19 protein-coding genes are annotated in these 21,238 nt (G+C 58.9%); 1 reads left to right on the top strand and 18 read right to left on the bottom strand.

What is annotated here, in order from left to right:
- Positions 1–113 precede the first annotated feature (113 nt).
- From DBV08_RS15140 to DBV08_RS15115, 6 genes are all read right to left on the bottom strand, one after another.
- Positions 114–992, bottom strand: a complete 879-nt coding sequence (locus tag DBV08_RS15140) for an NAD(P)-dependent oxidoreductase (protein WP_124567931.1) — start codon at positions 990–992, stop codon at positions 114–116.
- A gap of 22 nt (positions 993–1,014) precedes the next feature.
- Complete coding sequence (locus DBV08_RS15135) at positions 1,015–1,455, bottom strand: heme-binding protein (protein ID WP_124567930.1); 441 nt, start codon at positions 1,453–1,455, stop codon at positions 1,015–1,017.
- Positions 1,452–2,717 carry a methylaspartate ammonia-lyase gene (locus DBV08_RS15130; protein WP_124567929.1) on the bottom strand — a complete coding sequence of 422 codons (1,266 nt, stop codon included), beginning with the start codon at positions 2,715–2,717 and terminating at the stop codon, positions 1,452–1,454. The genes DBV08_RS15135 and DBV08_RS15130 overlap by 4 nt, the downstream gene beginning before the upstream one ends.
- A 7-nt stretch (positions 2,718–2,724) precedes the next feature.
- The gene (locus DBV08_RS15125; RefSeq protein WP_124567928.1) at positions 2,725–3,915 is read right to left on the bottom strand and encodes a cytochrome P450; all 1,191 of its coding nucleotides are present in this window, start codon (positions 3,913–3,915) and stop codon (positions 2,725–2,727) included.
- A 205-nt stretch (positions 3,916–4,120) separates the two neighbouring features.
- Positions 4,121–4,495 (bottom strand): carboxymuconolactone decarboxylase family protein, encoded by a 375-nt coding sequence (locus tag DBV08_RS15120; protein ID WP_124567927.1) that lies wholly within the window; start codon positions 4,493–4,495, stop codon positions 4,121–4,123.
- Positions 4,496–4,542: 47 nt separating this feature from the next.
- Complete coding sequence (locus DBV08_RS15115; protein WP_124567926.1) at positions 4,543–5,859, bottom strand: aspartate aminotransferase family protein; 1,317 nt, start codon at positions 5,857–5,859, stop codon at positions 4,543–4,545.
- Positions 5,860–6,011: 152 nt separating this feature from the next.
- Between DBV08_RS15115 and DBV08_RS15110 the strand changes: the two genes are divergently transcribed.
- Positions 6,012–7,712 carry a fumarate hydratase gene (locus DBV08_RS15110; protein WP_124568146.1) on the top strand — a complete coding sequence of 567 codons (1,701 nt, stop codon included), beginning with the start codon at positions 6,012–6,014 and terminating at the stop codon, positions 7,710–7,712.
- 21 nt (positions 7,713–7,733) lie between these two features.
- Here the strand turns inward: DBV08_RS15110 and DBV08_RS15105 are convergent, their stop codons facing one another.
- From DBV08_RS15105 to DBV08_RS15055, 12 genes are all read right to left on the bottom strand, one after another.
- Positions 7,734–8,969 carry a pyridoxal phosphate-dependent aminotransferase gene (locus DBV08_RS15105; protein WP_124567925.1) on the bottom strand — a complete coding sequence of 412 codons (1,236 nt, stop codon included), beginning with the start codon at positions 8,967–8,969 and terminating at the stop codon, positions 7,734–7,736.
- Between the two features lie 149 nt (positions 8,970–9,118).
- Positions 9,119–10,132 (bottom strand): DUF3445 domain-containing protein, encoded by a 1,014-nt coding sequence (locus tag DBV08_RS15100; protein WP_124567924.1) that lies wholly within the window; start codon positions 10,130–10,132, stop codon positions 9,119–9,121.
- Entirely contained in the window at positions 10,129–11,064 is a 936-nt protein-coding gene (locus DBV08_RS15095; protein WP_124567923.1) for a PDR/VanB family oxidoreductase, read from the bottom strand. Before DBV08_RS15095 ends, DBV08_RS15100 begins: the two co-directional genes overlap by 4 nt.
- A complete protein-coding gene (locus DBV08_RS15090; protein WP_124567922.1) occupies positions 11,061–11,696 on the bottom strand; it encodes a dimethylamine monooxygenase subunit DmmA family protein in 636 nt (211 codons plus the stop codon). The genes DBV08_RS15095 and DBV08_RS15090 overlap by 4 nt, the downstream gene beginning before the upstream one ends.
- Positions 11,697–11,794: 98 nt before the next feature.
- A complete protein-coding gene (locus DBV08_RS15085) occupies positions 11,795–12,871 on the bottom strand; it encodes an ABC transporter substrate-binding protein (protein WP_185564644.1) in 1,077 nt (358 codons plus the stop codon).
- A 328-nt stretch (positions 12,872–13,199) separates the two neighbouring features.
- Positions 13,200–13,970: an ABC transporter ATP-binding protein gene (locus DBV08_RS15080; protein WP_124567920.1), complete on the bottom strand. Its 771-nt coding sequence runs from the start codon at positions 13,968–13,970 to the stop codon at positions 13,200–13,202.
- On the bottom strand, positions 13,967–14,821 hold the full coding sequence (locus DBV08_RS15075) for an ABC transporter permease (protein WP_260395599.1): 855 nt from the start codon (positions 14,819–14,821) through the stop codon (positions 13,967–13,969). The genes DBV08_RS15080 and DBV08_RS15075 overlap by 4 nt, the downstream gene beginning before the upstream one ends.
- 11 nt (positions 14,822–14,832) lie before the next feature.
- On the bottom strand, positions 14,833–14,967 hold the full coding sequence (locus tag DBV08_RS32875) for a hypothetical protein (protein ID WP_260395598.1): 135 nt from the start codon (positions 14,965–14,967) through the stop codon (positions 14,833–14,835).
- 139 nt (positions 14,968–15,106) lie between these two features.
- Positions 15,107–16,159 (bottom strand): ABC transporter substrate-binding protein, encoded by a 1,053-nt coding sequence (locus DBV08_RS15070; RefSeq protein ID WP_124567919.1) that lies wholly within the window; start codon positions 16,157–16,159, stop codon positions 15,107–15,109.
- Between the two features lie 83 nt (positions 16,160–16,242).
- A complete protein-coding gene (locus tag DBV08_RS15065) occupies positions 16,243–17,673 on the bottom strand; it encodes an aldehyde dehydrogenase family protein (protein WP_260395597.1) in 1,431 nt (476 codons plus the stop codon).
- A 293-nt stretch (positions 17,674–17,966) separates the two neighbouring features.
- On the bottom strand, positions 17,967–18,821 hold the full coding sequence (locus tag DBV08_RS15060; RefSeq protein ID WP_124567917.1) for a TetR/AcrR family transcriptional regulator: 855 nt from the start codon (positions 18,819–18,821) through the stop codon (positions 17,967–17,969).
- 183 nt (positions 18,822–19,004) lie between these two features.
- Entirely contained in the window at positions 19,005–19,856 is an 852-nt protein-coding gene (locus DBV08_RS15055; RefSeq protein ID WP_124567916.1) for an enoyl-CoA hydratase/isomerase family protein, read from the bottom strand.
- Positions 19,857–21,238 lie beyond the last annotated feature (1,382 nt).

Below are 21,238 nucleotides of genomic sequence, written 5' to 3'. Positions count from 1 at the left end.
CATCACCGCCGAGAAGATCTGAAAGCATCAGCTACGCAACCACTATCGAAGCAAAGCAGCAATGCGGAACGTTAGGCGCCGACCACCGGGACCGGTACCCCATTCAGCTGAGTTCAATGCGTTGGATCCGATTCGTTGCGCAGCAACGAATACAGGCTCGCCGTGTCAGAGTCACCCAGACCGGCGGTCAATGCGCGCGCATAAACTTCGCGCGCTGAGTCGAAGAGTCCGACTCGCAAGTCGGCGGAGTCGGCCAGAGCGGAGATCAACTCGAGATCCTTGGCAAAGAGTCGAACGCTCATCTGCGCCGGCGCGTACATACCCTGCATCATGAGTGGACCGCGGACCTCGAGCATGCGTGACGAACCCGCACCTGCAACCAGGGCGTCCAGGACCACAGCTGGGTCCAACCCTGAACGGTCCGCGAGCACCAGCGCTTCAGCAGCGGCAAGATTATGGATCGCCACCAAGTGGTTTGCGATCAGCTTGATCTTGGTGCCGTGACCGAACTCCCCCACATCGACCACCGAACCGATCGCCTGTGCCAAGCAATTCGACGCTCGAGCCACTGCGTCTGGGGCACCGCTCAAATAGGTGACCGCGTCGCCGGCATCCAATTGAACTTCAGTGCCGCTCACCGGGCTGTCCAGGAGCTCCAAGCCCACGCCCTGTAGCGCGGCGCGGGCACAGTCCTTGGTCTCGAGATCCAAAGTCGAGGTCTCGACGATCACCCGCTTTCCTGCAACGGCCGCGGCGAGGAAGCCACCGGGCGCGCCGACAACGTCACGCAACGCTTGCGCCGACGGCAGCGAGGTAATCACGATCTCCGCCTGCTCCAGCACCGCCTGGGGGGAACCCAGCGACGTCCCGCCGAGCGCAGCGAACTTCTCGACACGATCTGCAGAGATGTCGTATCCGACCAACGGAGTACCCGCCGACACGAGGCGACGCGCGATTCCCAAACCCATGACTCCCAAGCCAACGAGCCCCACCGGCAGCTCGGCTCCTGAACTGCTAGACACTTTTGAACCGCGAATTCTCCAAGGCGAAAGCAATACAAGCCTCGTCGTTGTCGGAGGTGTCACCACTGACGCCAACCGCACCGACCACGGTGGCGGTGTCAGCGCTCACGAGCAATACCCCGCCGGCCGCAGGTATCACCGGACCGTTCGTCACACTGGCCACCGCAGCCATGAACTGCGGTAGCTGGATCGCCCGTTCGGCAAGCTCTCGCGAGTTGAGCTGAAAACCGAGAGAGCCCTTCGCTTTTCCTACCGCAATGTCAACGCGCAAAAAACCGCATCCGTCTTCGCGTTTGACGAGTATGGGGTGTCCACCGAGGTCGAGGACTGCCACCGTCATCGGATTGAACCCTTGCTCCCGCCTGAACTGCAGGGCGAGCTCGACGATGCCTTCTGCATCTGCGACGGTCAGGACGTCGGACGTTGTGATCATCGACCTGCTCCAATTTCTTCGTGGGGCCGCAGGACTCGATCCAGAGAAACTGCACGCACCATCTCGTTCCTCACCACCATTAATGCTTCATCGACGCCCATGCCTGGCTTGGCCAGGATCTCGTCGGCATTCGCCGCCATGGCAACATGTGCCGACACCTGAGCTGACCGCTCGGTCTCGTTACACGTTCCCCCGCAATAGCCAACAAGCCCGGCCGCCTTGACCATCGCCAGCGCGACAGCCGAATTGGCAATGCTGCCAAGGTCAGGGGTCTTCACATGGATGACGTCTGCCGCGCCGGCTTCGACGAATGCACTGATGTCGTCGAGCGTGTTGCACCACTCGTCTGCAACGATCTCGACCGGCAATCCACGATCACGAAGGGCTGCCCGCAACGCGGCCATCTCGCGAATCTGTGATGCACGGTCGCCGGCGTCGAGTGGGTGCTCGATCCGTAATGCGTACGGGTGGGCGGCTTCCACGACCTTCGCAAAGAAGTCGACGATTCGAGCCGTGTCGCGTTCGAAAGCATCACCGGCGCAACCGTATATGTCGAAATGAAAGGTCGGGGAATACGAGGCTGCTCCAGCGACGGTTCGGACACGGTCGCGGAGCCAACTCACATATTCGAGAAACAACTCACCCTGAGTTCCGAACTTCGACTCCACATCGTTGAACAAACCGTGAGGAAGGAAGTCTGCCCGTTTGAGAACCATCCGGTCGACGCTGCCGTATCGATCGTCCCCGCTCTGGGTGAACACCGGCACCGCCCTCAGTGCGCCCCCGCGCCCCAAGTAGTCCTGCACGACATGCGCCATCAACACACCCTGCGCATGCGCGCAGGCATCGAGCAACGCTTGGGATAGGCCGTAGGCAGCAGCACGAGCAACAGACTGGGGAAACAGGTTCCGGCCTTCAAGCCAACGCATGATGCCTGCGAAGTCCGACAGGTCCTGGCCGACCAGTTCTCCCTCGACACCACGCACAGCCGCGTCGATAGCTTCTGGCCGGAACATCGGCTCGCGACCGGCGACTCCGGAATACTGGACAACAGCTGAATCTCCGTGAGCAACATATCCATCAGACAGAACCAGAAGGATCGAAGCAGCAGAGCCGGGCTGTCGAATTGCGTCGAAACCTGGCGTCCGCGGTTCTCCGACGTACAGAAATCCGTCCTGACGAGCGCCGGCGCGAATGGCCGCCTGATCGTCCGAGTAGTAAGCGGTTTCAGTCGCGACAACCAAGACTTTGTCAATCTTCATGGTCCCCTCAACGTGCCAATCGAATGGGAAGCGTGATCGGGCCATTGACCTCGAGTGCGGGGCGCATAACCGGTTCACCGGCTATTTCGATGGTCGAGAACCGCTTCGTCAGATCCTGAAGTGCCAATGCCACTTCCGATTTGACCAACAGGTTTCCAGGACACAGGTGCGGCCCACCACCGAACAACAGGTGTCCGGGGGCCGGATCCCTACCCACATCAAAGGTAGATGCATTCTCGAAAACGGTTTCGTCGCGGTTCGCCGAAGCCGTCACACACATGACCGGCGTACCCTCGGGTATGGCAGCGCCGTCAAGAGTCAGTTCCTCGACAACTTGGCGCAAGATGATGTGCACGGCGGGCTCAAGTCGCATAGCTTCCTCCACCGCGCGAATCGCCAGTTCGGGGTTCTCTCGGATACGCGCCCACTCGTCCGGCCGGCTCGCAAGAATCTGAATCAGCGCGCCAACCTGATGCCGGGTATTGCCCAGACCACCTCGGAAGAGCAGTTGTGCCCACATGATCAGTTCCTGGTGGGTGAGTCGGTCACCGTCCTGCTCGACCAGTCGCAAGTTCTTCAGTAAGCCGTCCTGCATCGTTGCCAGATCTGCACTGAAGAATCCCTCGAAGTAGGTCGCGAGATCGCGATAGCCCGATTCCACCTCGGGCATGTTCTCTTCTGCTCGAGCCTTGTCGAAGAACTTGCCGCTTCGGTGAACCGCGTCCACGAGCGCCTCGCCATCGTTGCGCGGCATTCCGAGGATGTCGCAAATCACCATGACTGGCAGGCGATTTGCGAACTCGGCCATGAAGTCGAACTCGCGATCGACCGGCAAACTGGCCGCGAGCTCAGCAATGACTGCGATCATCGAGGCCTCGTGCCGAGCCACGGCAACTGGGGTGAATTCACGGCTGACAAGTCGCCGCAGTCGGACGTGGTCGCCGCCCGTCCGGTTGAGAATGTGCTCGTCAAGGCGATCCTTGACATACGGAGCCACCCGAACGCTTCGGTCTACGATGAGCGGACGTAGGTTCGGGTGCGCAAGCAGTGTCTTCACCGTCTTGAAGTCGAAAGCTGCCAATGCCTCACCGACTGCGCCTACGCCGCCATCAGCTCGAGCGTCCGCATAGACCTCGTAGAGGTTGTTCTCGGCGCCTCGGAGATCGTATTCCTGAAAGCTCTTCATCCAGTCAGCCATGTGCTATCCCCTTTTTTCGCAGCCGTTTCGGGTGACGCACCTGTCGCGACCCTTGCCTTTCTTGCCCACATTGATTGCTGTCGTTCAGCAGCGGCCCCGATCGGCTCATTTCGACACGACCGTTCGAGACCGCCTGCTACACAACGACTCAGGAGTTCGGAGGCGTCCTACTGCCGCCGCGTCCTACCGCGCCCGACGCACGCGGTTACTTGGTTGCACTCTTCAAGCCACCGAACGCAGTGTTGAAACCAAGAGCTCCGGAAACCACGGACGCGATCTGAGCTACCTGCAGAAGATCAGCTTCGGTTGCGCCATGTGCAAGAGCTGCACTGGCATGCAGTGCGGCGCCCGGGTCGTAACACGTTGCAGCGCACATACCGAACTGAACGAGCTGGACCTCGCGAGGAGTCATCGGGCCCGCTTCGAGCACCGCCATGCGAGTGAATTCGAGAGCATCGATTGCGTCGCCCATGCCTTGTGCATCGTAGGTCGACTCCTTGGTCGCCAAAGACGGCGGAACCACGGCGAAGATTCGCTGGTAAGCCTCGGCAAGCTGCTCGCGAGTAGTGATCGGGTTCATGGTTTTCCTATCGTTTGTGGTGAATGTCAGATCGCTTGTGGTGGATCTCAGGCCAAGAGTTCGGTACCGATGGCACGGCCGAGACGGCTTGCCATCTCCCCAAGTTCCTCTTCGGTCGCGATGAACGCGGGGCCCATCAGGATGATCTCGCCGTTCGTTCCGTCGGCCATGCCGACCGAGGTGTATACGTATACGCCATGCTCGAGCGCACGCTGCTGAATACCTTCGACTACATATGCAGACCGCGGGAACGGAGTCTTGGATTCTATGTCGGCAACAATCTCGACCGCTGCGAAGAGACCGAGAGCGCGAATGTCACCGACGTTCGGGTGGTCTCCAAGCGTCGCTGTCAATGCGTCCGCGAAGAACTTGCCCTTGGTCGCACTGGCGGTAACCAAGTCGAGCTGCTTCATCTTCTTCAGGACAGCCAGTCCAACTGCTGCCCCAACCACAGACTGTGAGTGAGTGAACCCGTGAACGAAGAGTCCACTCTCATGGATCACTCGTCCGACAGACTCGGTGACAGCGACGAATCCGAGCGGCCAGTAAGCCGACGACGCCGCCTTGCCTGCAACCAACAGGTCTGGTCGAATATCCCAGTGGTCACACGCGAACCACTCGCCAGTTCGCCCGTGCCCGCACATGACCTCGTCAGCGACGAGAAGAATACCATTGCGACGGCAAATCTCTTGTGCGCGAAGCCAATAGCTCTGAGTTGCGCACGCTACACCGGTGGTTGCACCTGTGACGGGCTCAAATACGAATGCTGCGATAGTTTCGGCGCCTTCACGCGCGATGAGCTCCTCGAGGGCCGCGACATGGTAGTCGTCACACCCCTGCGGGTGGGTAGGTACTTCACAGCGATACTCGAAGTACGCTGGCAGGCGGGCAGTTTGACCCAGCCACGGACGGTAGAGCCGGTCGTACGTGGGCCGGTCCGTCGCGTCCAGCGCACCGCGGGTCGCGCCGTGATACTCGCCCCGGCGCGAGATGATCTTGTGCCGGGAGTCCTCGCCGCGCGCGACGTGGTAGGCGCGAGCCATCTTGAAGGCCGTCTCAACGCCCTCACTTCCGCCGGAAACGGTGAAGATATAGGGGGATTTCATGGGAAGTACGGTGCCGAGTTCGGCGGCGTAGTCTTCCAGCGACTGGCTCGTGAAGACGCTCCGGCTCGCATACGCCACTGAACGCTCCTGAGCGTCAAGGGCGTCGATGATATCCGAGTCATTGTGACCAAGACTCACTGCGATCGCGCCACCTGAGGCATCCATATATTTCTTGCCGGTCGTGTCTGTCAGATAGACACCATCTGCCCGCGCGATCTTCGCCGGCGCAGCAAATGAATTCGGGAATAGGCGAGCCATACTTCCTCCGGTTGGTTTTGTGTGGTGATACTGCGCTAGCCCGGAATGTACCGCTCGCTTCTGCTGCAGATTTCGTCTTAACCGTACTCAGGTCAACAGGTGCGCGTCAACCTATTTTACAAATTATTTGCTACGGTGGGCCCCATCAACGAATGGAGCACACAGTGGATCCGCGAGAACACTATGAATTGCTGCCGCTCGGACACGACACAACCGAATATCGGTTGATCGGAAACTTCGGAATCGCCACGTTCGAAGCGAACGGCCGAACATTCCTCCAAGTCGAACCCGAAGCGATTCAACATCTTACCGCCGTCGCCATGCACGACGTAGCGCACTACCTGCGCCCATCTCATCTGGCCCAACTACGCAAAATCATCGATGATCCTGGAGCTTCCGACAACGATCGCTTCGTCGCATTGGACCTACTGAAGAACGCCAACATCTCCGCCGGGGGACAGCTGCCCATGTGTCAAGACACCGGCACCGCAATAGTGATGGGCAAGAAGCCCGAAGGGGTTCTCACCGGTGCGGATGACCGAGAGGCGATCAGCCATGGCATTCGCGCTGCGTACAACACGCTTAACCTGCGCTACTCCCAACTAGCTCCGATCACCACCTGGGAGGAGGAAAATACCGGCACCAACCTGCCGGCACAGATCGAGATCTACTCAACGACAACACATGACGGAAAGCCCGAGTACTCATTCTTGTACATGGCCAAGGGCGGAGGGTCTGCGAACAAGTCCTTTCTCTTCCAAGAAACGAAAGCTGTTCTCAATCCACAACGAATGCTGCAATTTCTGGACGAAAAGATTCGCTCGCTCGGTACAGCTGCATGCCCTCCATACCACTTGGCAATCGTCATCGGCGGCACAAGCGCCGAATTTGCGCTGAAGACAGCGAAGTACGCGTCGGCACACTACCTCGATAACCTCCCAACTTACGGATCCATTACCGGGCATGGTTTTCGGGACATCCAACTCGAGGGAGAGGTCCTCCAGCTCACTCAATCCTTTGGAATTGGAGCTCAATTCGGCGGTAAGTACTTCTGCCACGACGTCCGCGTGATCCGACTCCCCCGACACGCCGGGTCGCTACCGATAGCGATCGCCGTCTCCTGCTCGGCTGATCGGCAGGTGCTCGGAAAGATCACCGCCGACGGAATCTTCCTCGAGCAACTCGAGACTGACCCCGCTCGATATCTACCCGATCCAGAAACCGTGCGCAGCACCGAATCGGGCGAAACCGTCCACATCGATCTTAACCGACCGATGCATGAGATTCTCGCAATGCTATCGAAATACCCTGTCAAGACGAGGCTTTCACTGAGCGGCCCGCTGGTCGTGGCGCGAGACCTCGCCCACGCCAAGATCAAAGAGCGACTCGACGCCGGAGAGGCCATGCCGGACTACCTCAAAGATCACGCCGTCTACTACGCCGGCCCCGCCAAAACACCTGAGGGCATGCCTTCCGGGTCGTTCGGTCCGACCACCGGTGGTCGAATGGATTCGTATGTCGAACAATTCCAGGCGGCAGGCGGCTCGTTGGTGATGCTCGCCAAGGGCAACCGATCTTCCCAGGTCACGATGTCGTGCCAAACGTACGGAGGCTTCTATCTCGGCTCGATTGGCGGTCCAGCTGCTCGGCTGGCCCAAGACTGCATCAAGTCCGTCGACGTTCTGGAGTATGCCGATCTCGGCATGGAGGCAGTGTGGAAGATCGAGGTCGAGAACTTTCCCGCCTTTATTGTCGTCGACGACAAGGGCAATGACTTCTTCGCCGCGCCATCCGGCACGGTCGCGCTGCCCTCGCCCGCAATTCGCGCCAGCTCTGCCGCCGTGAGGGATTGAGTGTTCCGGCTCAGCCCAGTTTTAGGCGGCGGTGACGAAGAGCTTCTGGATCCGCGAGACTCCCTCGATCAGATCTGCGTCGCCTAACGCATAAGACAGACGTAGGTACCCGGGCGAGCCGAATGCCTCGCCCGGCACCACAGCAACATCGGCATGATCCAAAATGAAGTCGGCCAAGTCGGCAGAGCTGTCGATCACTCGCCCTCCATGACTCTTGCCCAGTAGGCCCCGAACTGACGGATACACGTAGAAAGCCCCCTTGGGTTCTGGGCAGTGAACACCGTCAATGCTGTTCAGCATCAACGTCATCAACTTCCGACGCCGATTGAAGGCCACCCCCATCGCTTCGACTGCATCCACGCTGCCGGAGACTGCGGCAAGGGCAGCCCGCTGGGAAACATTCGCTACGTTCGATGTCGAGTGCGATTGCAGATTCGTCGCAGCCTGGACAACATCCTCAGGACCGATCAGCCAGCCAACACGCCAGCCTGTCATCGCATAGGTCTTCGCTACACCGTTGACGATGATGCAGCGGTCTGCGATAGCCGGGACCGCAACCGGCATCGAGACCGCCTGAACACCGTCATATGTGAGGTGCTCGTAGATCTCGTCACAGATCACCCAAAGTCCATGCTGTGCAGCCCACTCTCCGATCGCAACGACGAGCTCACGCGGATACACCGAGCCGGTCGGATTGGACGGTGAGCAGAACATCAGGACTTTGGTACGTGCTGTGCGCGCTCCCTCGAGCTGCTCGATGGTAACCAAGTAGTTCTGTGATTCGTCGGCAAGAATCTCAACCGGCACTCCGCCTGCGAGCCTGATCGACTCCGGATAAGTCGTCCAATAGGGAGCCGGCAAGATCACCTCGTCCCCCGGATCGAGAAGGGTGGCAAAGGCCTCGTAGACAGCTTGCTTGCCACCATTCGTGACCAGCACCTGCGACGCATTCACCTCGAATCCGCTGTCTCGCCGCGTCTTCTCCGCGATCGCCTGCCTCAGCTCTGGCAGTCCGCCGGCTTGCGTGTACCGATGGTTCGCCGGATCGGCACACGCAAGGGCAGCAGCATCGACTATATATTGCGGAGTCGGGAAGTCAGGCTCACCTGCGCCGAAGCTGATTATTGCCCGACCCTCGGCCCTGAGCGCCTTGGCTCTCGCGTCCACCTTGAGAGTGGCCGACTCGGCAATCGCAGAGACACGACGGGAAATGCGAGCGTCAGATGGTGACAAGACATGATTGCGACTTTCACGCACTGCAGAACCTTCCGGACAAGTGAATCTAGGGCTGAAATCATAAGCGGTAAAGAAGAACTGCGAGCCAAACCTGGACTTCGCTACAAAGAACGCAGTCACCTGGAGGGAAGTGACCCCCGAGGTGTCCGATGCCGATCGCACGGCTGCGGTCAAGGATTGGTCGGAGTTTGGGGCAGTGCCGACAGACGATCACGCAGAAAAGTTGTCACATAGTGTCCCGTCAGATCCAGTCCCTTATATGCCCTCAAATCTTCGGGAAGCTCCTCGACCACTGCGAGCATTCGGCGGGCCCATTCCGGCACCATGGCAACTCGCTCTAGCGGCAACACCCTGGTGGTGATGGTGAACAGCAGTGCGTCTGTTCGGGGCAACCGAATCAAGTTCTGGATCTCGGTGCGCATGTGAATGAATTCTCCTGCTTTGCCTCGCACGTGCTCTTCGAAATCAACCCGGGCGGGAAGCCATTCCTGGTAGATCTCGAGTGAGACATCGAGATGCGGCCCCGGCTGGAAGTTCCAGTTGGTACGACGGAACACCTCACCAGGCTGCATCCGCATGAGAAACTCTTCCGCACGCATGAATATTCCGCTTTCCGCGCCGCCCACCACGGGCCCATGAATATCTTGGAACGACATCCCGAGATGAAACTTGAGTGACCAGATATTCGGGAAGGTCAACAAGCCTCCGTCCATCCACAACTGGTTGTTTCGTTGGTCGAGGAGGACGAGGTCTTCTGTTACATGACGCCCTATGTACAGAAGAGGTTCGCACGGGAGAGTGCTCTGGTCTCCGTATACGAACGACTGCTCGACTCCTAGCAATTTGTTTCGCCAGATAAACCCCCGTCCAACGCGTTCCAGCGAGAAGACCTCAGGTCGCGCTCTGCTCAGGTCCTCCATGATGAACAGAAGAGTGTCCCAAGCAGCCGGTTGCATATGCGCCGGCACCCCATAGCGGCCGTCTTTGGACAGCGCGAGAACTTCTTCTCGATATTCGAGCCGCCGTTGGTACTCGCCATCCTCAATCCACAGTAGGTGATCGCCCCAGCCGCCGGCGGGCGTCGTCTCGTGCATCCCACCCGGTTGAAGGTTGACGCTGTATCGATAGATATCGCGGTCCATGGAAAAGGGAAAGGACGCAACATCGTCCGGGTAGTTGGTCATAGGTCTAGCACCACTTCCTGCTCGAGAGCGCGAGATACACACGGCATCATCACGTTGCCTGCTTCACGTTCGGTGTCGCCAAGGTACGAATCACGATGGTCGATGCCACCGCTGATGACAGGAGTGATGCACTTGCCGCACACACCGTTCCGGCACATGCTCGGCACCGCTATACCCGCGTTCTCCAAGGCATCCAGCAATGCGGTTTCACCGTCGACCTTCACTCGTTGTCCAGCGCGCTGGGTAACCGCGACGAAGGGTTCGCCGTGAACCGCTACGGCGCAGAATGATTCGGCATGTATGCGTTCCATAACCCATCCCCGCTCAACAGCCGCATCAGCGACGCCTTCGATCAACGCGGTGGGACCGCACGTATAAACGTGAGAGCCGAAAGGTGCCTCGAGCAGCCTTGGCGAGAACTCATTCCAAAAGTCGTCGCGGTGGCGATAGGCAAACACACGCTCGCCGGCGATGGAACGTAGTTGGGTCAGGATCTCATTCTCCGGTCCAACGTGCCACACCTCGAATGATCCGCCCCAGGTTCTATGCCACCGGGCATGGGAAATGATGGGGGTTATTCCGACGCCTCCCGAGACCAGGATGTGGTGACGTCCAAAAGCCGCCGGGGAGAAGCCACTACGAGGAGCATTTGTTCGCACAACCTCTCCGACTCGGAGTCGGTGAACCCAGCGGGACCCGCCGGCGCCATCATCTCGTCGGAGAACCGCTACTTCGTAGGTCGCCGGCTGATGTCCGTCGTTGGTCAGTGAGTAGAAATTGGAACGGCCTTCGCGCCACTGCAGGCCGATGTGGCTTCCGGGTGGAAAACTCGGCAATTTCTTGCCGTCTTCCGGGATCAGACTGATGGTGCGGATTTCCCCGTCTATGTCGTTGATCTTGTTGACGCGCAACGAGAGTGTTGCTGCGGTCATGCCCGCCCCTCCTTGCCGGCCGAGAAGCCATTGAAACCGGTTGGCCGAGCCCTGCCGAGCGGCTGCGCCAGAAAAGCGGCCATATCCCGGGAATAGTGATAATGCACGATCACTCGGGCGCCGCAACCCGAGCACAGCACAAGATCTCCAACAGCAGTGTGGGCATTTGAGACTGACCGGCACCCTCCGCAATACACCCGCCGATCACGCGCGGTCTCGTCGACAACGCCGTACTCTGTGACATCCAGAACCAACGGCACCAGTTCTGCATCGAGCGCGCCATACGATCGCGCGACCGATGCTCCCACTGCGACAAACTTTTCCGGACCACACAATACGATGCGAGTTCCAGCGCGCGCACCGTCCAGGTCTCCAAGCATAACGACATTCAGTTGCTCGGCGCACTCCTCGAAGACCTGAATTTCCTCGCCGGAAAGGCATGTCTCAGAACTGATCCAAGAGACTGCGGCCGAATCAGCGCAGTAGACGAGGTAGGTGCAACCTGGAGTCTTCGTCTGCATCGAGGGAGCTGTCCAACGAGGCAAATTGGTTTGCGCGGCAGGCACCGAACTCGGTCTCATCGTAAAACCGGGCATCAGTACATCGGCCGTCCCGTTTACCGGAGCGATCATTGTTTTTCCCTTGCGTCAGCAGGAAACAGCAGCCTTTGCTGCTGCACATCGAGGCATGGTGCGGGTCTTTTGCAGGTTAGCCAACGAATTCAACACAGTCAGTTCGCGACCACGGCCGGAAGGTATTCGTTTGTGATGTAAGGAGATACGTCGAAGCTCGACAGCAGTTTGCCGTCCGGATCGACCAGTAGACCTCGCCCCGCCATCCAATCAGCGGCAACCTGAGTCTTCTCCACCGACTGGGTCCCGATCGGGCCATCGGAATTGGGAAAGCTCGTCTCGGCGTAGACCTTGGCCGAGTTCAACGTGATCGCCTCATCGAGGTTGGCATCGGGGAACTGGGCGAGAACCGACGCGGTTACCGCGGCCGGGTCCTCGATCGCCTTCTCGTAGCCCTGCTGCAAAGCCGTGGTGAAGCCCCTGGCGAGATCGGGGTGATCTTCCAGAAAATCGTTGTCGGCCAGCACTGTCGAGACCGCCATGACCTGCTTCGGCACGCCATAGTCGCTCTGCTTGAACCTGACGAGGTCGATACCCTCGTTCGCGAACTGGAGTTCTCCATCCGGATAGGTGACAGTCGAGTCCACCTGCCCAGCCTTCAAAGCCTCATACGTCCCGACGTTGAGCACCACTTGCTTGATCTTGTCTTTACCACCGTCAGTCTCGATCATCTGGTTGACGATCTCGTCTTCCAGAGGGCTACCGAATCCGCCATGGGCCTTACCCGCAAGCTGCGCCGGCGACGTGATCCCGGAGGACTTCAGCACCGATAGGTAAGTCGGGTTACCCGGACTGATGATGAAGATCGACCTCATCGGTGCGCCGGTGGCAAAGTAGCCGATGTCGAAAGCGGCGTTTTCACCGATCGCCAGATCGGCTTTACCAGAGGCAACAACCGTCGAACCGCCTGTCGAACCGTTGTAGGAGATCAGTTTGACCTTGATGCCCTGATCCGCGAACAGACCTTCCTGCATCGCATACGCCAGTCCGCCATGCATCGCATTTGGCAGGTAGTCCATCGCCAAAGTCACGGTCTGCAGACCGGAATCGTCAGATTCCGCATCCGCACCAGCCGAACAGGCCGACAGCACCAACGCCACCGCACCCACCGCCACCGCTAGTCGCGCCGCCGAACCACGGCCCGCATTTCGGTTGATCCTCTTGAAAATGGCCACTGAGAACACACCCTCTGAAGTTGATACTGCGCGAAAATGAAGCATGCCGACGGGACAGACCGATAGTCCCCGCGATCCCCGAAATCGTGGATGACACTCTCGAATTCGAGATCCAGTCGGATCCGCCTTCCGACGGTCGATACCGACAACGTTTCAAGTCACAGGTTCCCGAGGCGCGGGTCTCCGGCTGGCTTTGCATGCTTACGAACTGACCGATAGTGTGCGGGGAGTGCAACTGGTTCAAAGTTCCGACCGGGCTCCCGTGGACGACTTCTGAATCGTCAAGCCGTCGCGGATCGTCCGAAGAGTGCATTCATTCCGCGTCCGACTACCTGGCGCCGCTCTGGGTGAGTTCCTCCAGGAGCAGTCGCTCGTTATGACTGAACTCGGGAGTCTCCATGTAATCCAGCGTGCGCGGCCTGGCATCGGGTAGCTCAAGGACCAACCTCACCTCAGCTGGCCGATTGGACAGGACGTAGACCCGATCAGAGAGCAGAAGTGCCTCCGGCACGTCATGGGTGATGAGCACTGTGGACAGACCCAGATCGGAACACACCTGCGAAAGCCACAACTGCAGCTCCGTGCGCGTCAAGTAGTCAAGTGCTCCGAACGGCTCGTCTAACAGCATGATCGGGCGTTCCAGCACCATCGTGCGCAACAAAGCGACGCGTTGCCGCATACCACCAGACAGCTCGAAGGGATACGCGTCGGCGTATCCGTCGAGACGGAAGGTACTCATGAGCGAGTTGACCTTCTCACGCGCCGCCGCCTTCGACATCCCGCCCAGCGTCAAACCCAGACATGCATTGTCCTGAGCCGTCAGCCATGGAAAGAGTAGATCCTTTTGTGGCATGTAAGCCGAGTACCGTCCCTGGGCTTCCGTACCGTGATAAACGACCGAACCTTGGTCCGGGTTCAGCAAGCCCGTAAGAATCTGGAACAGTGTCGACTTGCCACAACCGCTGGGGCCGATGACCGAAACGAACTCACCCGGCGCCAAATCCAATGACACGTCCTTGACGATGGGCTTACGTGTCTTGTTCGGACCTGGGTACGTCTTGGCCAGATTCTTGACTGAAAGAAGCGGTGTAATTGTCATTCGGTCCTCATCGCTTTGCGTCGACGTTCCCACGGCATCATCAGAGCCTCGAGTAAATATGTAAGTGAAAACAGCACAAGCCCCATGGCGATGCTGATGATGACCGCGGCCAGCACGAGATCAGTTCTCAGAGAGGACTTCTGCGACATCATGAAGATGCCGAGTCCGCGTTCCGCGCCGGCGGTCTCTGCGAAGATAGCGGCAAGCACGGCGTAGCTGGCCACGATCCGCAACCCTGTGAAAAAGAACGGCAACGCAGAAGGAATCTGAAGACGCAAGAAGACCTTCGGGCGATTGGCACCCAGAGCCTTCATCAACTTTGCAGCATCGGGATCGGCTGACAGGAACCCTTCAGTCAATGCAATCGTCATCGGCAGCGACGTTGCGATAACAATGAGCGTAATTTTGGGACCCAAACCGAAGCCGAACCAGATGACGAAGAGCGGGGCCAACACGACGATCGGGATGGCCTGCGCCGCAATCAGAAGAGGCAATGTCGCACCGCGCAGCCACGGGACAAACGACAACACCGTCGCTATCAGCACGGCTGCGACCATCGAAACTACGAGCCCGATGACGGTGGCCTTCAAGGTCGGTACGGTGTTCAGCCACAGGAGTTCACGGTTTTGCCAGGCAGCTTCGGCAACTCGCGTAGGCGACGGCAGTGTCGTGGGCTGAAGCCCTCCGACCTGCACGGCGATCTGCCACGCCAATACGACCAAGGACGCCAGCGCAACGGGGGCCACCACCCGCAGGATCAGTCGGCCCATCGCACCGTAATCACGCCTTGTCTTGTCCGGCGACGGACTGTCCGCATCAGTGACTACATCGGTGTCGGGCCTGTCGACCACTTCAGTACCTTTCACAACGCGCCCCCGCCAACCAGCAGGGACGCTGCCGGTGGCATCGCCGCGCCGCGTGCAGTCTCGCAACGCCTGGTTGTTCGGCCACTCGGTACACCGCAGATCGACTCTGCACTCTCTACGTTGTCATCCATGACCCCACTCCTTTCGATGGCAGCTCCTTGCGATCGAAGTCTGAATGACTTCGGGAGCTGAAACTTGCTGCGGCAAACGGACTCTGGAACCGCCTTGACCACGTCACTGACTGGCCTTTCATCTGGATAGGAGGTCATTTCACTTGGGGAGGTAGTCGTTGGTGATGTACGGCGAGACATCGAAGCTCGTCACCGCCTTGCCGTCCGGGTCGACCAGCAGACCGCGCCCCGCCATCCAGTCAGCAGCAACCTGAGTCTGCTCCACCGACTGCGCCCCGATCGGTCCATCAGGATTGGGGAAGCTCGACTCGGCCATGACCTTCGCCGAGTCCAACGTGAGTTCCTCGTTGAGGTTGGCATCGGGGAACTGCGCCAGAACCGACGCGGTCACCGCAGCAGGGTCCTCGATCGCCTTCTCGTATCCTTGCTGCAGAGCCGTCGTGAAGGCCCGAGCCAGATCTGGGTTCTTGACCAAAAAGTCATTGTTAGCCAACAACATCGAGACCGCCATGACCGGTTTCGGTACGCCGTAGTCGCTCTGCTTGAACCTGACGATATCTACACTGTCGGTCGCAAACTGAAAATCCATGTCTGGGTATGTGACAGTCGTGTCGACCTTTCCTGCCTTCAAAGCTTCGTACGTGCCGACATTGAGTACTACCTGCTTGATCGGGTCCTTGCCACCGTCCGTCTCGATCATCTGATTGACAATCGCTTCCTCGATCGTGCTACCGAAACCTCCATAGGTCTTGCCCGAAAGCTGAGCCGGGGAGGTGATCCCGGACGACTTCAGTACCGATATGTGAGTTGGGCTGCCCGGGCTGATCACGAAGATCGACTTCACCGGAGCGCCGGTACCGAAGAAGTTGATATCGACCGCCGCGTTCTGGCCGATAGCCAGATCGGCCTTCCCGGAAGCAACAATCGGCTCACCGGTGGTCGAACCGTTGTACGAGATCAATTTCACCTTGATGCCCTGATCCGCGAACAGACCTTCCTGCATCGCATACGCCAGTCCGCCATGCATCGCGTTCGGCAGGTAGTCCATCGCCAAAGTCACTGTTTGCAAACCAGATTCGTCGGAATCTACATCCGCACCAGCAGAGCAGGCTGACATCACCAACGCCGCCGCACCCAATGCCACGGCCATGCGTGCAGTCGAGCCACGCCCGACACTCTTGAACAAAGCCATCAAGAACACATCCTCTGATAGGTAGTTAATGCGCGAAAAAGCTGAGTAATGGCACCCAGCCGCAAAACCAACGGCCGAAGCACTCAGTCGGTGTTGAGCCAAACTGCCTTGGTGTTGAAATAGCCGTCAAGCGACTGTGCGCCGTGATCCTTGCCCCAACCGCTGGCCTTGTAACCGCCGAATGGAACTGCTGGATCAAAGATGTCGTACGTATTTATCCACACAGTGCCGCTCTGCAAGCCGTTCGCGACCCTGTGTGCACGTCCGACATCGCGCGTCCACACCCCGGCAGCAAGCCCGTAGTCCGTCGAGTTCGCCCGCCCGACGACCTCCAACTCGTCATCGAACGTGAGGATCGAGGCGACAGGACCGAAGATCTCTTCGCGGGCGATGCTCATCTGGTCGTCGACACCTGTGAACACACACGGTGAAACGAAATACCCGTCAGCCAAACCGTCCGCGGTCAGGCGCTCGCCGCCGACCGCCACCGAGGCGCCTTCTGCTGAGCCGGCTCCGATGTGGCCGACTACCCTGTCGAGCTGTCGTTGCGACACAATCGGGCCGATCTCTGTCGTCGGATCCATGGCATTGCCCACCCTCAAAGCTCTCGCAGCTTCCACAAATCGATCGACAAACTCGCCGTGGATACTGCGCTCCACGAACAATCGCGTTCCGGCGGAGCAGGATTGACCAGTGTTCCAGTACACGCTTCCAGCGCAGGCAGCGACGGCCGCGTCCAGATCCGTATCGGCGAATACCAGTTGGGGCGACTTACCGCCGAGCTCGAGCGTCACTCGCTTCAGATTGCCAGAGGCGGCTCGAACGATTTCTTGCCCCACTCCGGTCGAACCAGTAAAGGCAACCTTGTCGACGCCCTCGTGACGCGCCAGCGCTGCCCCCGCGACGTCGCCTCGACCGGTCAACACATTGACAACACCCGGCGGGAGATCGAGCTCTGCCAGCAACTCAGCTACCCGCAGAACGGTAAGTGACGCGTCCTCGGCCGGTTTCAGGATGATTGTGCAACCGCTGGCCAGGGCCGGTCCGATCTTCCACATCAGCGACTGCAAGGGCGCATTCCAAGGAATGACGGCCGCTACGACGCCGATCGGCTCTTTGCGTGTGTAAGCGAACAAGGACCCCTGGGACTGGGGAAGTGTTCCACCATGAGTCGTCACCGCCAAGGCTGCGTAAAATCTCAATGTCTCCGCATTTGCACCAGCGGTCGCGGCCGGATTCAGCCCGATGGGCGCACCCATATCCAGCGAAGCAAGCGTATGTAGTTCAGCCGCGTTGCGTTCGATGATGTCGGCGAACTGGAGTAGAATTCTCTGTCGCTGTTGCGGAGTGAACGACCTCCATGGCCCCTCATCGCAGGCGAACCGGGCGGCCCGAACGGCGCGGTCGACGTCTTCTTGCTGAGCCGCCGCGAGCAAGCACAATACTTCGCCGGTCGAAGGATTAACGGTCTCGAAGGTCTCTCCGCCCGCGGCTGGCACCCAATCACCACCCATCAGCAGTTGTCTTACGGCCGTGCTCGAGAACGGAAAATCGTTCGAAAACGCTAGGGACTCATCCACGGAAACCACCATCTTTGTTCATGTCCTTCCACGCCGTGGGTCGATCAACCAGGGAAACGGACCATTGGTGGGAGTACCAACTCCAAGGTGATCAGTTAATTATAAATTATGAATTGTAAACGTCAATAGATATAGACGTTCGCTTTGGCGACCAAGCCGGACACATCGACCTCTACGCCAATGATCTCGGCGACGTGCACGTCTCATATCCAGCGAGGGCTGGCAGTTCAGTCCGAAGGAGGCTGACTGTTGGGCTCAGCCCGTGGAAGTCGCTCTCTCGCTACAGCCTTCACACGCGGTTCAACGCCGTCCATCACAGAGTCCACATGCGCATCGAACAGCTCCTGCCCGCGACCCCATGGAAGCGCAGCGACGTTGTCGCAGAGATTCGCCTTATCGGCAGTAGTCGTCGAGAACGATTCACCTCCCACCGAAAATGGCGCCACGCACCGCATCGAACCCTCGCTAGTGCACTCACCCGGCAACAAGCGTTCGATGGCAAAAGTGAGCCGCTGCACCGCGTGTTCCGCAGCCAATTGACCGTTGAGAAGACTTACCACGCAGCTGTTGAGCAATGATTCCGCCACAAGCAAGCTCGTGTACTGCTCTTCCGTCAGCCGGTGGCCCGGTCCCCACGCCGCCAAAGCCGCGATCTCAGGGAACTCGTTTGGATCGTAGTCCAGGTCGGGCGAGGGTATTTGCGTCGTAAGGGGCTTAGGCACGTAGTAACTGCTGTGCATCGCCGCATGGGCAAAACCACGGTCGCTCAACATCATCTGGAAGGCACGCAGAAAGACCGCACCTACGCGGCCGGCGACAGTTTTCTGCTGAGGGGGGCGCTGTACGACATCCTCACGCAACTTGTGCATCTCGAGTTGAACCATGGCCTGGATCAACTTGTCTTTGGACGCGTAGTAACGGTAGATCGAGTGAAGGGAGACACCTGCCATTTTCGCCACCTCACGCATCTGCACTGATTCGTATCCCCCCTCGCTTGCCAATCGCCGGCACGCGTCGATCACAAGTTCGACGCGAAGCCTCTGTGCGGCAAGGGCGCCGTCGCTGGTTCGACTATCTGACATGGATCCTCCTTGGCGCTAGCCAACTTCGATGGCAGCGACTTCACCAGGGTGAGATCGCCTGAACGAACTGGAAGTTGTAGAGATCCCGGCCGGCCGAAGCAAACCGAGCGTTGACCTTATTGCCAGCTGAAGCACAATCATCAAAACTCTGTCACCGAATCACCTGTGCTGAAGCGGTTCTCGCTAACTTCCGCCAACTCCGGATTTCCGCGGCGACGCCGAGGTACCGAGACGAACAGTTCGAGGCTCCGGATCGAGCCCCGGGATGCCTGCAACCGAGCAAGCCCGGGTCATCGTATCGAAGCGCGCCGCCACAACAGCTTCCTCGGCAGCAGGCTCTCGATGCATAGCACGTTCGACGTCTTCGATCTGTGGACGGAGAAGGCTCAGCATCAAACCGATTGACGTACTTGATGTTCCCCATTTGTCGGCCAGCTTGACGGCCGCGTCGAGCAGATTGCCCTGCTCTATGACATCGTCTAGCAGGCCGATGCTCATTGCTTCGTCTGCCGAGACCTTCGGAGACTCGAGTAGTAGTCGAAATACATTGCTCGGCTTTACCAGCCGCGCAAGCAGCAGCCTTGATGCGTCGGAAACAGGTAGTCCGACACTGTTCCCGGGAAAGAGGAATGCAGCTTCTGAAGACCCGAGTCGAGCGTCGAAGCAGAGGGTTAGTTCCGCGGCGCCCCCGATGGCAATCCCGTTGACTGCAGCGATGGTCGGAACTGCGCACTCCAACACTGCACGCGTCACGTCGTCGAACTCGGGGAGTGATGCTGGATCCCCCTCGCCCACAACGTCCACAGGATCTTTGCCAACTGAAAATGCGGGTCCGACGCCGGTGAGCACGATGCCGTTCGCGCAGCTTCCATCGCCATACGCGCGAACAGTCGTCGCGATGGCCCGAAGCATGTCGCGAGTGACCGCGTTGAGCCTCTGTTGCCGGTCGATGGAGATCACTGCGATACCGTTGATCACGGCGACTTTGACCTGTTCGACGGCATCGCCGAGATGCGGTGATTCATTGGAATTCATATTCTCTTCGGCCTCTCACTCCGGCGGTGGCGACATGGTGTTTCACTGACGTCCGACACTGTTCCTGGGCGCGGCCGCATTAGCGGACTGCGGCGTCGGCCCTGCAACCAGCCACTTGAACACATTCCGCCGAGATCAAATGCGGGCGAACACATTCCATCATCCTCAGCGCCGCGTTCACTCCATTGCTCGCCAAGTGACGCGGATACAGACCGATCCTGCGTCGGCAGTAAATGATGTCGGTCACCACGGCGAATGTCGCCCAAACCTGTTGCTTCAGAGCGGATTCGGATCTGACTTAAGACCAACTTCCACCTATGCTATTCGGCCGGATCACGAAATGCGTTCCGGCCGAACAACATTAACTCACTTGTTACACGCCGTATCTCAGCTGCCCCCGGCACCAAAGAACGAGACAAGGCCAAGAGCCGCGCTGATTCCCCCGAGGATGCCAATAGCTGCCCCGATAAGAGTGGTGGCGTTCTCGAGCGTTTTCAGATCGGATTCTGTAGAGCCCATCGTGGATCTCCTTCTGATTGCACACGAATATTCGTGCGGAACAATCCGCACGCGGTCGAGCGACGGCGTGCGGCACTCACGACCACCTCAGCAGTAGGCAGTCGCGAGAGTTTCTGGTGATCGAGGAGAGTTCGGGTTCGAAAACCGAGCAATCTCCGCGCTCACAGTAGCGCTGGTGTCAATTGAAGACTGTATCTTCAACGCCCGAAGCATCTTTGGGTATTCTTCAGGCGTGCGTACATGCTCCGAAGGCAAATGGCCCTCCGCCCGCTCACGGCGCCACCTCTAGCAGGCTGCATGGACAGGCTCGAGAATTTCGGTCATCGGAGTGCGGAGTTACGCAGCAGGTAGTCACGCGGTCGCGCATGCAAGTCCCATCACATCCCGCCTCCGAAACGAAGTAACTCAGCCCGACCGATCCGTAACTCCGCCCTCGCCGCGTCCAATCGCCATGTCGAGACCCTCGCCCGAATGGCCTCGACATCGGTTGGTGCGTCGTGGATCACGTCGCCGTTGAGACCAAATCTCAACACGTTATGGTAGTTTCGTCAAGGTAACAGTTCCATAACGGAAGTAAAATCGAGATTTTTGCGATTGTTTGCAGATGGAGGACAGAAATTGATCGATATTTCTCGCCTACTTACCCTGCGAACCGAGCGACCTTGTGACAAGATTTGCCATAACTTGTTTCCATTGCGGCTCGACGCATCGTCAGCAACTACGAGCCCGACACCGCACTAGCAATCTGCCTACGACACGCACGTCCCAGGGTTGCCACCCGAATAGCCTTCAATTTCAACGTGATCGGACTCTCGCCATGAACTCGACCTCCATAATCCACAGCGTGATTGTTGCGGGAGCTC

This window comes from Rhodococcus sp. KBW08 (genome assembly GCF_003852455.1).
GTDB lineage: Bacteria > Actinomycetota > Actinomycetes > Mycobacteriales > Mycobacteriaceae > Rhodococcus_F > Rhodococcus_F baikonurensis.
The sequence above is the reverse complement of the archived record's forward strand: the minus strand, read 5'-3'. Positions and strand labels throughout refer to the sequence as shown.

What these genes read in the sequence shown, in the direction of transcription:
- DBV08_RS15135 (WP_124567930.1), bottom strand. Translation starts at nt 1,455, where the DNA reads ATGATCACAACGTCCGACGTCCTGACCGTCGCAGATGCAGAAGGCATC.
- DBV08_RS15130 (WP_124567929.1), bottom strand. Translation starts at nt 2,717, where the DNA reads ATGAAGATTGACAAAGTCTTGGTTGTCGCGACTGAAACCGCTTACTAC.
- DBV08_RS15125 (WP_124567928.1), bottom strand. Translation starts at nt 3,915, where the DNA reads ATGGCTGACTGGATGAAGAGCTTTCAGGAATACGATCTCCGAGGCGCC.
- DBV08_RS15120 (WP_124567927.1), bottom strand. Translation starts at nt 4,495, where the DNA reads ATGAACCCGATCACTACTCGCGAGCAGCTTGCCGAGGCTTACCAGCGA.
- DBV08_RS15115 (WP_124567926.1), bottom strand. Translation starts at nt 5,859, where the DNA reads ATGGCTCGCCTATTCCCGAATTCATTTGCTGCGCCGGCGAAGATCGCG.
- DBV08_RS15110 (WP_124568146.1), top strand. Translation starts at nt 6,012, where the DNA reads ATGGAGCACACAGTGGATCCGCGAGAACACTATGAATTGCTGCCGCTC.
- DBV08_RS15100 (WP_124567924.1), bottom strand. Translation starts at nt 10,132, where the DNA reads ATGACCAACTACCCGGACGATGTTGCGTCCTTTCCCTTTTCCATGGAC.
- DBV08_RS15095 (WP_124567923.1), bottom strand. Translation starts at nt 11,064, where the DNA reads ATGACCGCAGCAACACTCTCGTTGCGCGTCAACAAGATCAACGACATA.
- DBV08_RS15090 (WP_124567922.1), bottom strand. Translation starts at nt 11,696, where the DNA reads ATGATCGCTCCGGTAAACGGGACGGCCGATGTACTGATGCCCGGTTTT.
- DBV08_RS15080 (WP_124567920.1), bottom strand. Translation starts at nt 13,970, where the DNA reads ATGACAATTACACCGCTTCTTTCAGTCAAGAATCTGGCCAAGACGTAC.
- DBV08_RS32875 (WP_260395598.1), bottom strand. Translation starts at nt 14,967, where the DNA reads ATGGATGACAACGTAGAGAGTGCAGAGTCGATCTGCGGTGTACCGAGT.
- DBV08_RS15070 (WP_124567919.1), bottom strand. Translation starts at nt 16,159, where the DNA reads ATGGCTTTGTTCAAGAGTGTCGGGCGTGGCTCGACTGCACGCATGGCC.
- DBV08_RS15065 (WP_260395597.1), bottom strand. Translation starts at nt 17,673, where the DNA reads ATGGGTGGTGATTGGGTGCCAGCCGCGGGCGGAGAGACCTTCGAGACC.
- DBV08_RS15060 (WP_124567917.1), bottom strand. Translation starts at nt 18,821, where the DNA reads ATGTCAGATAGTCGAACCAGCGACGGCGCCCTTGCCGCACAGAGGCTT.
- DBV08_RS15055 (WP_124567916.1), bottom strand. Translation starts at nt 19,856, where the DNA reads ATGAATTCCAATGAATCACCGCATCTCGGCGATGCCGTCGAACAGGTC.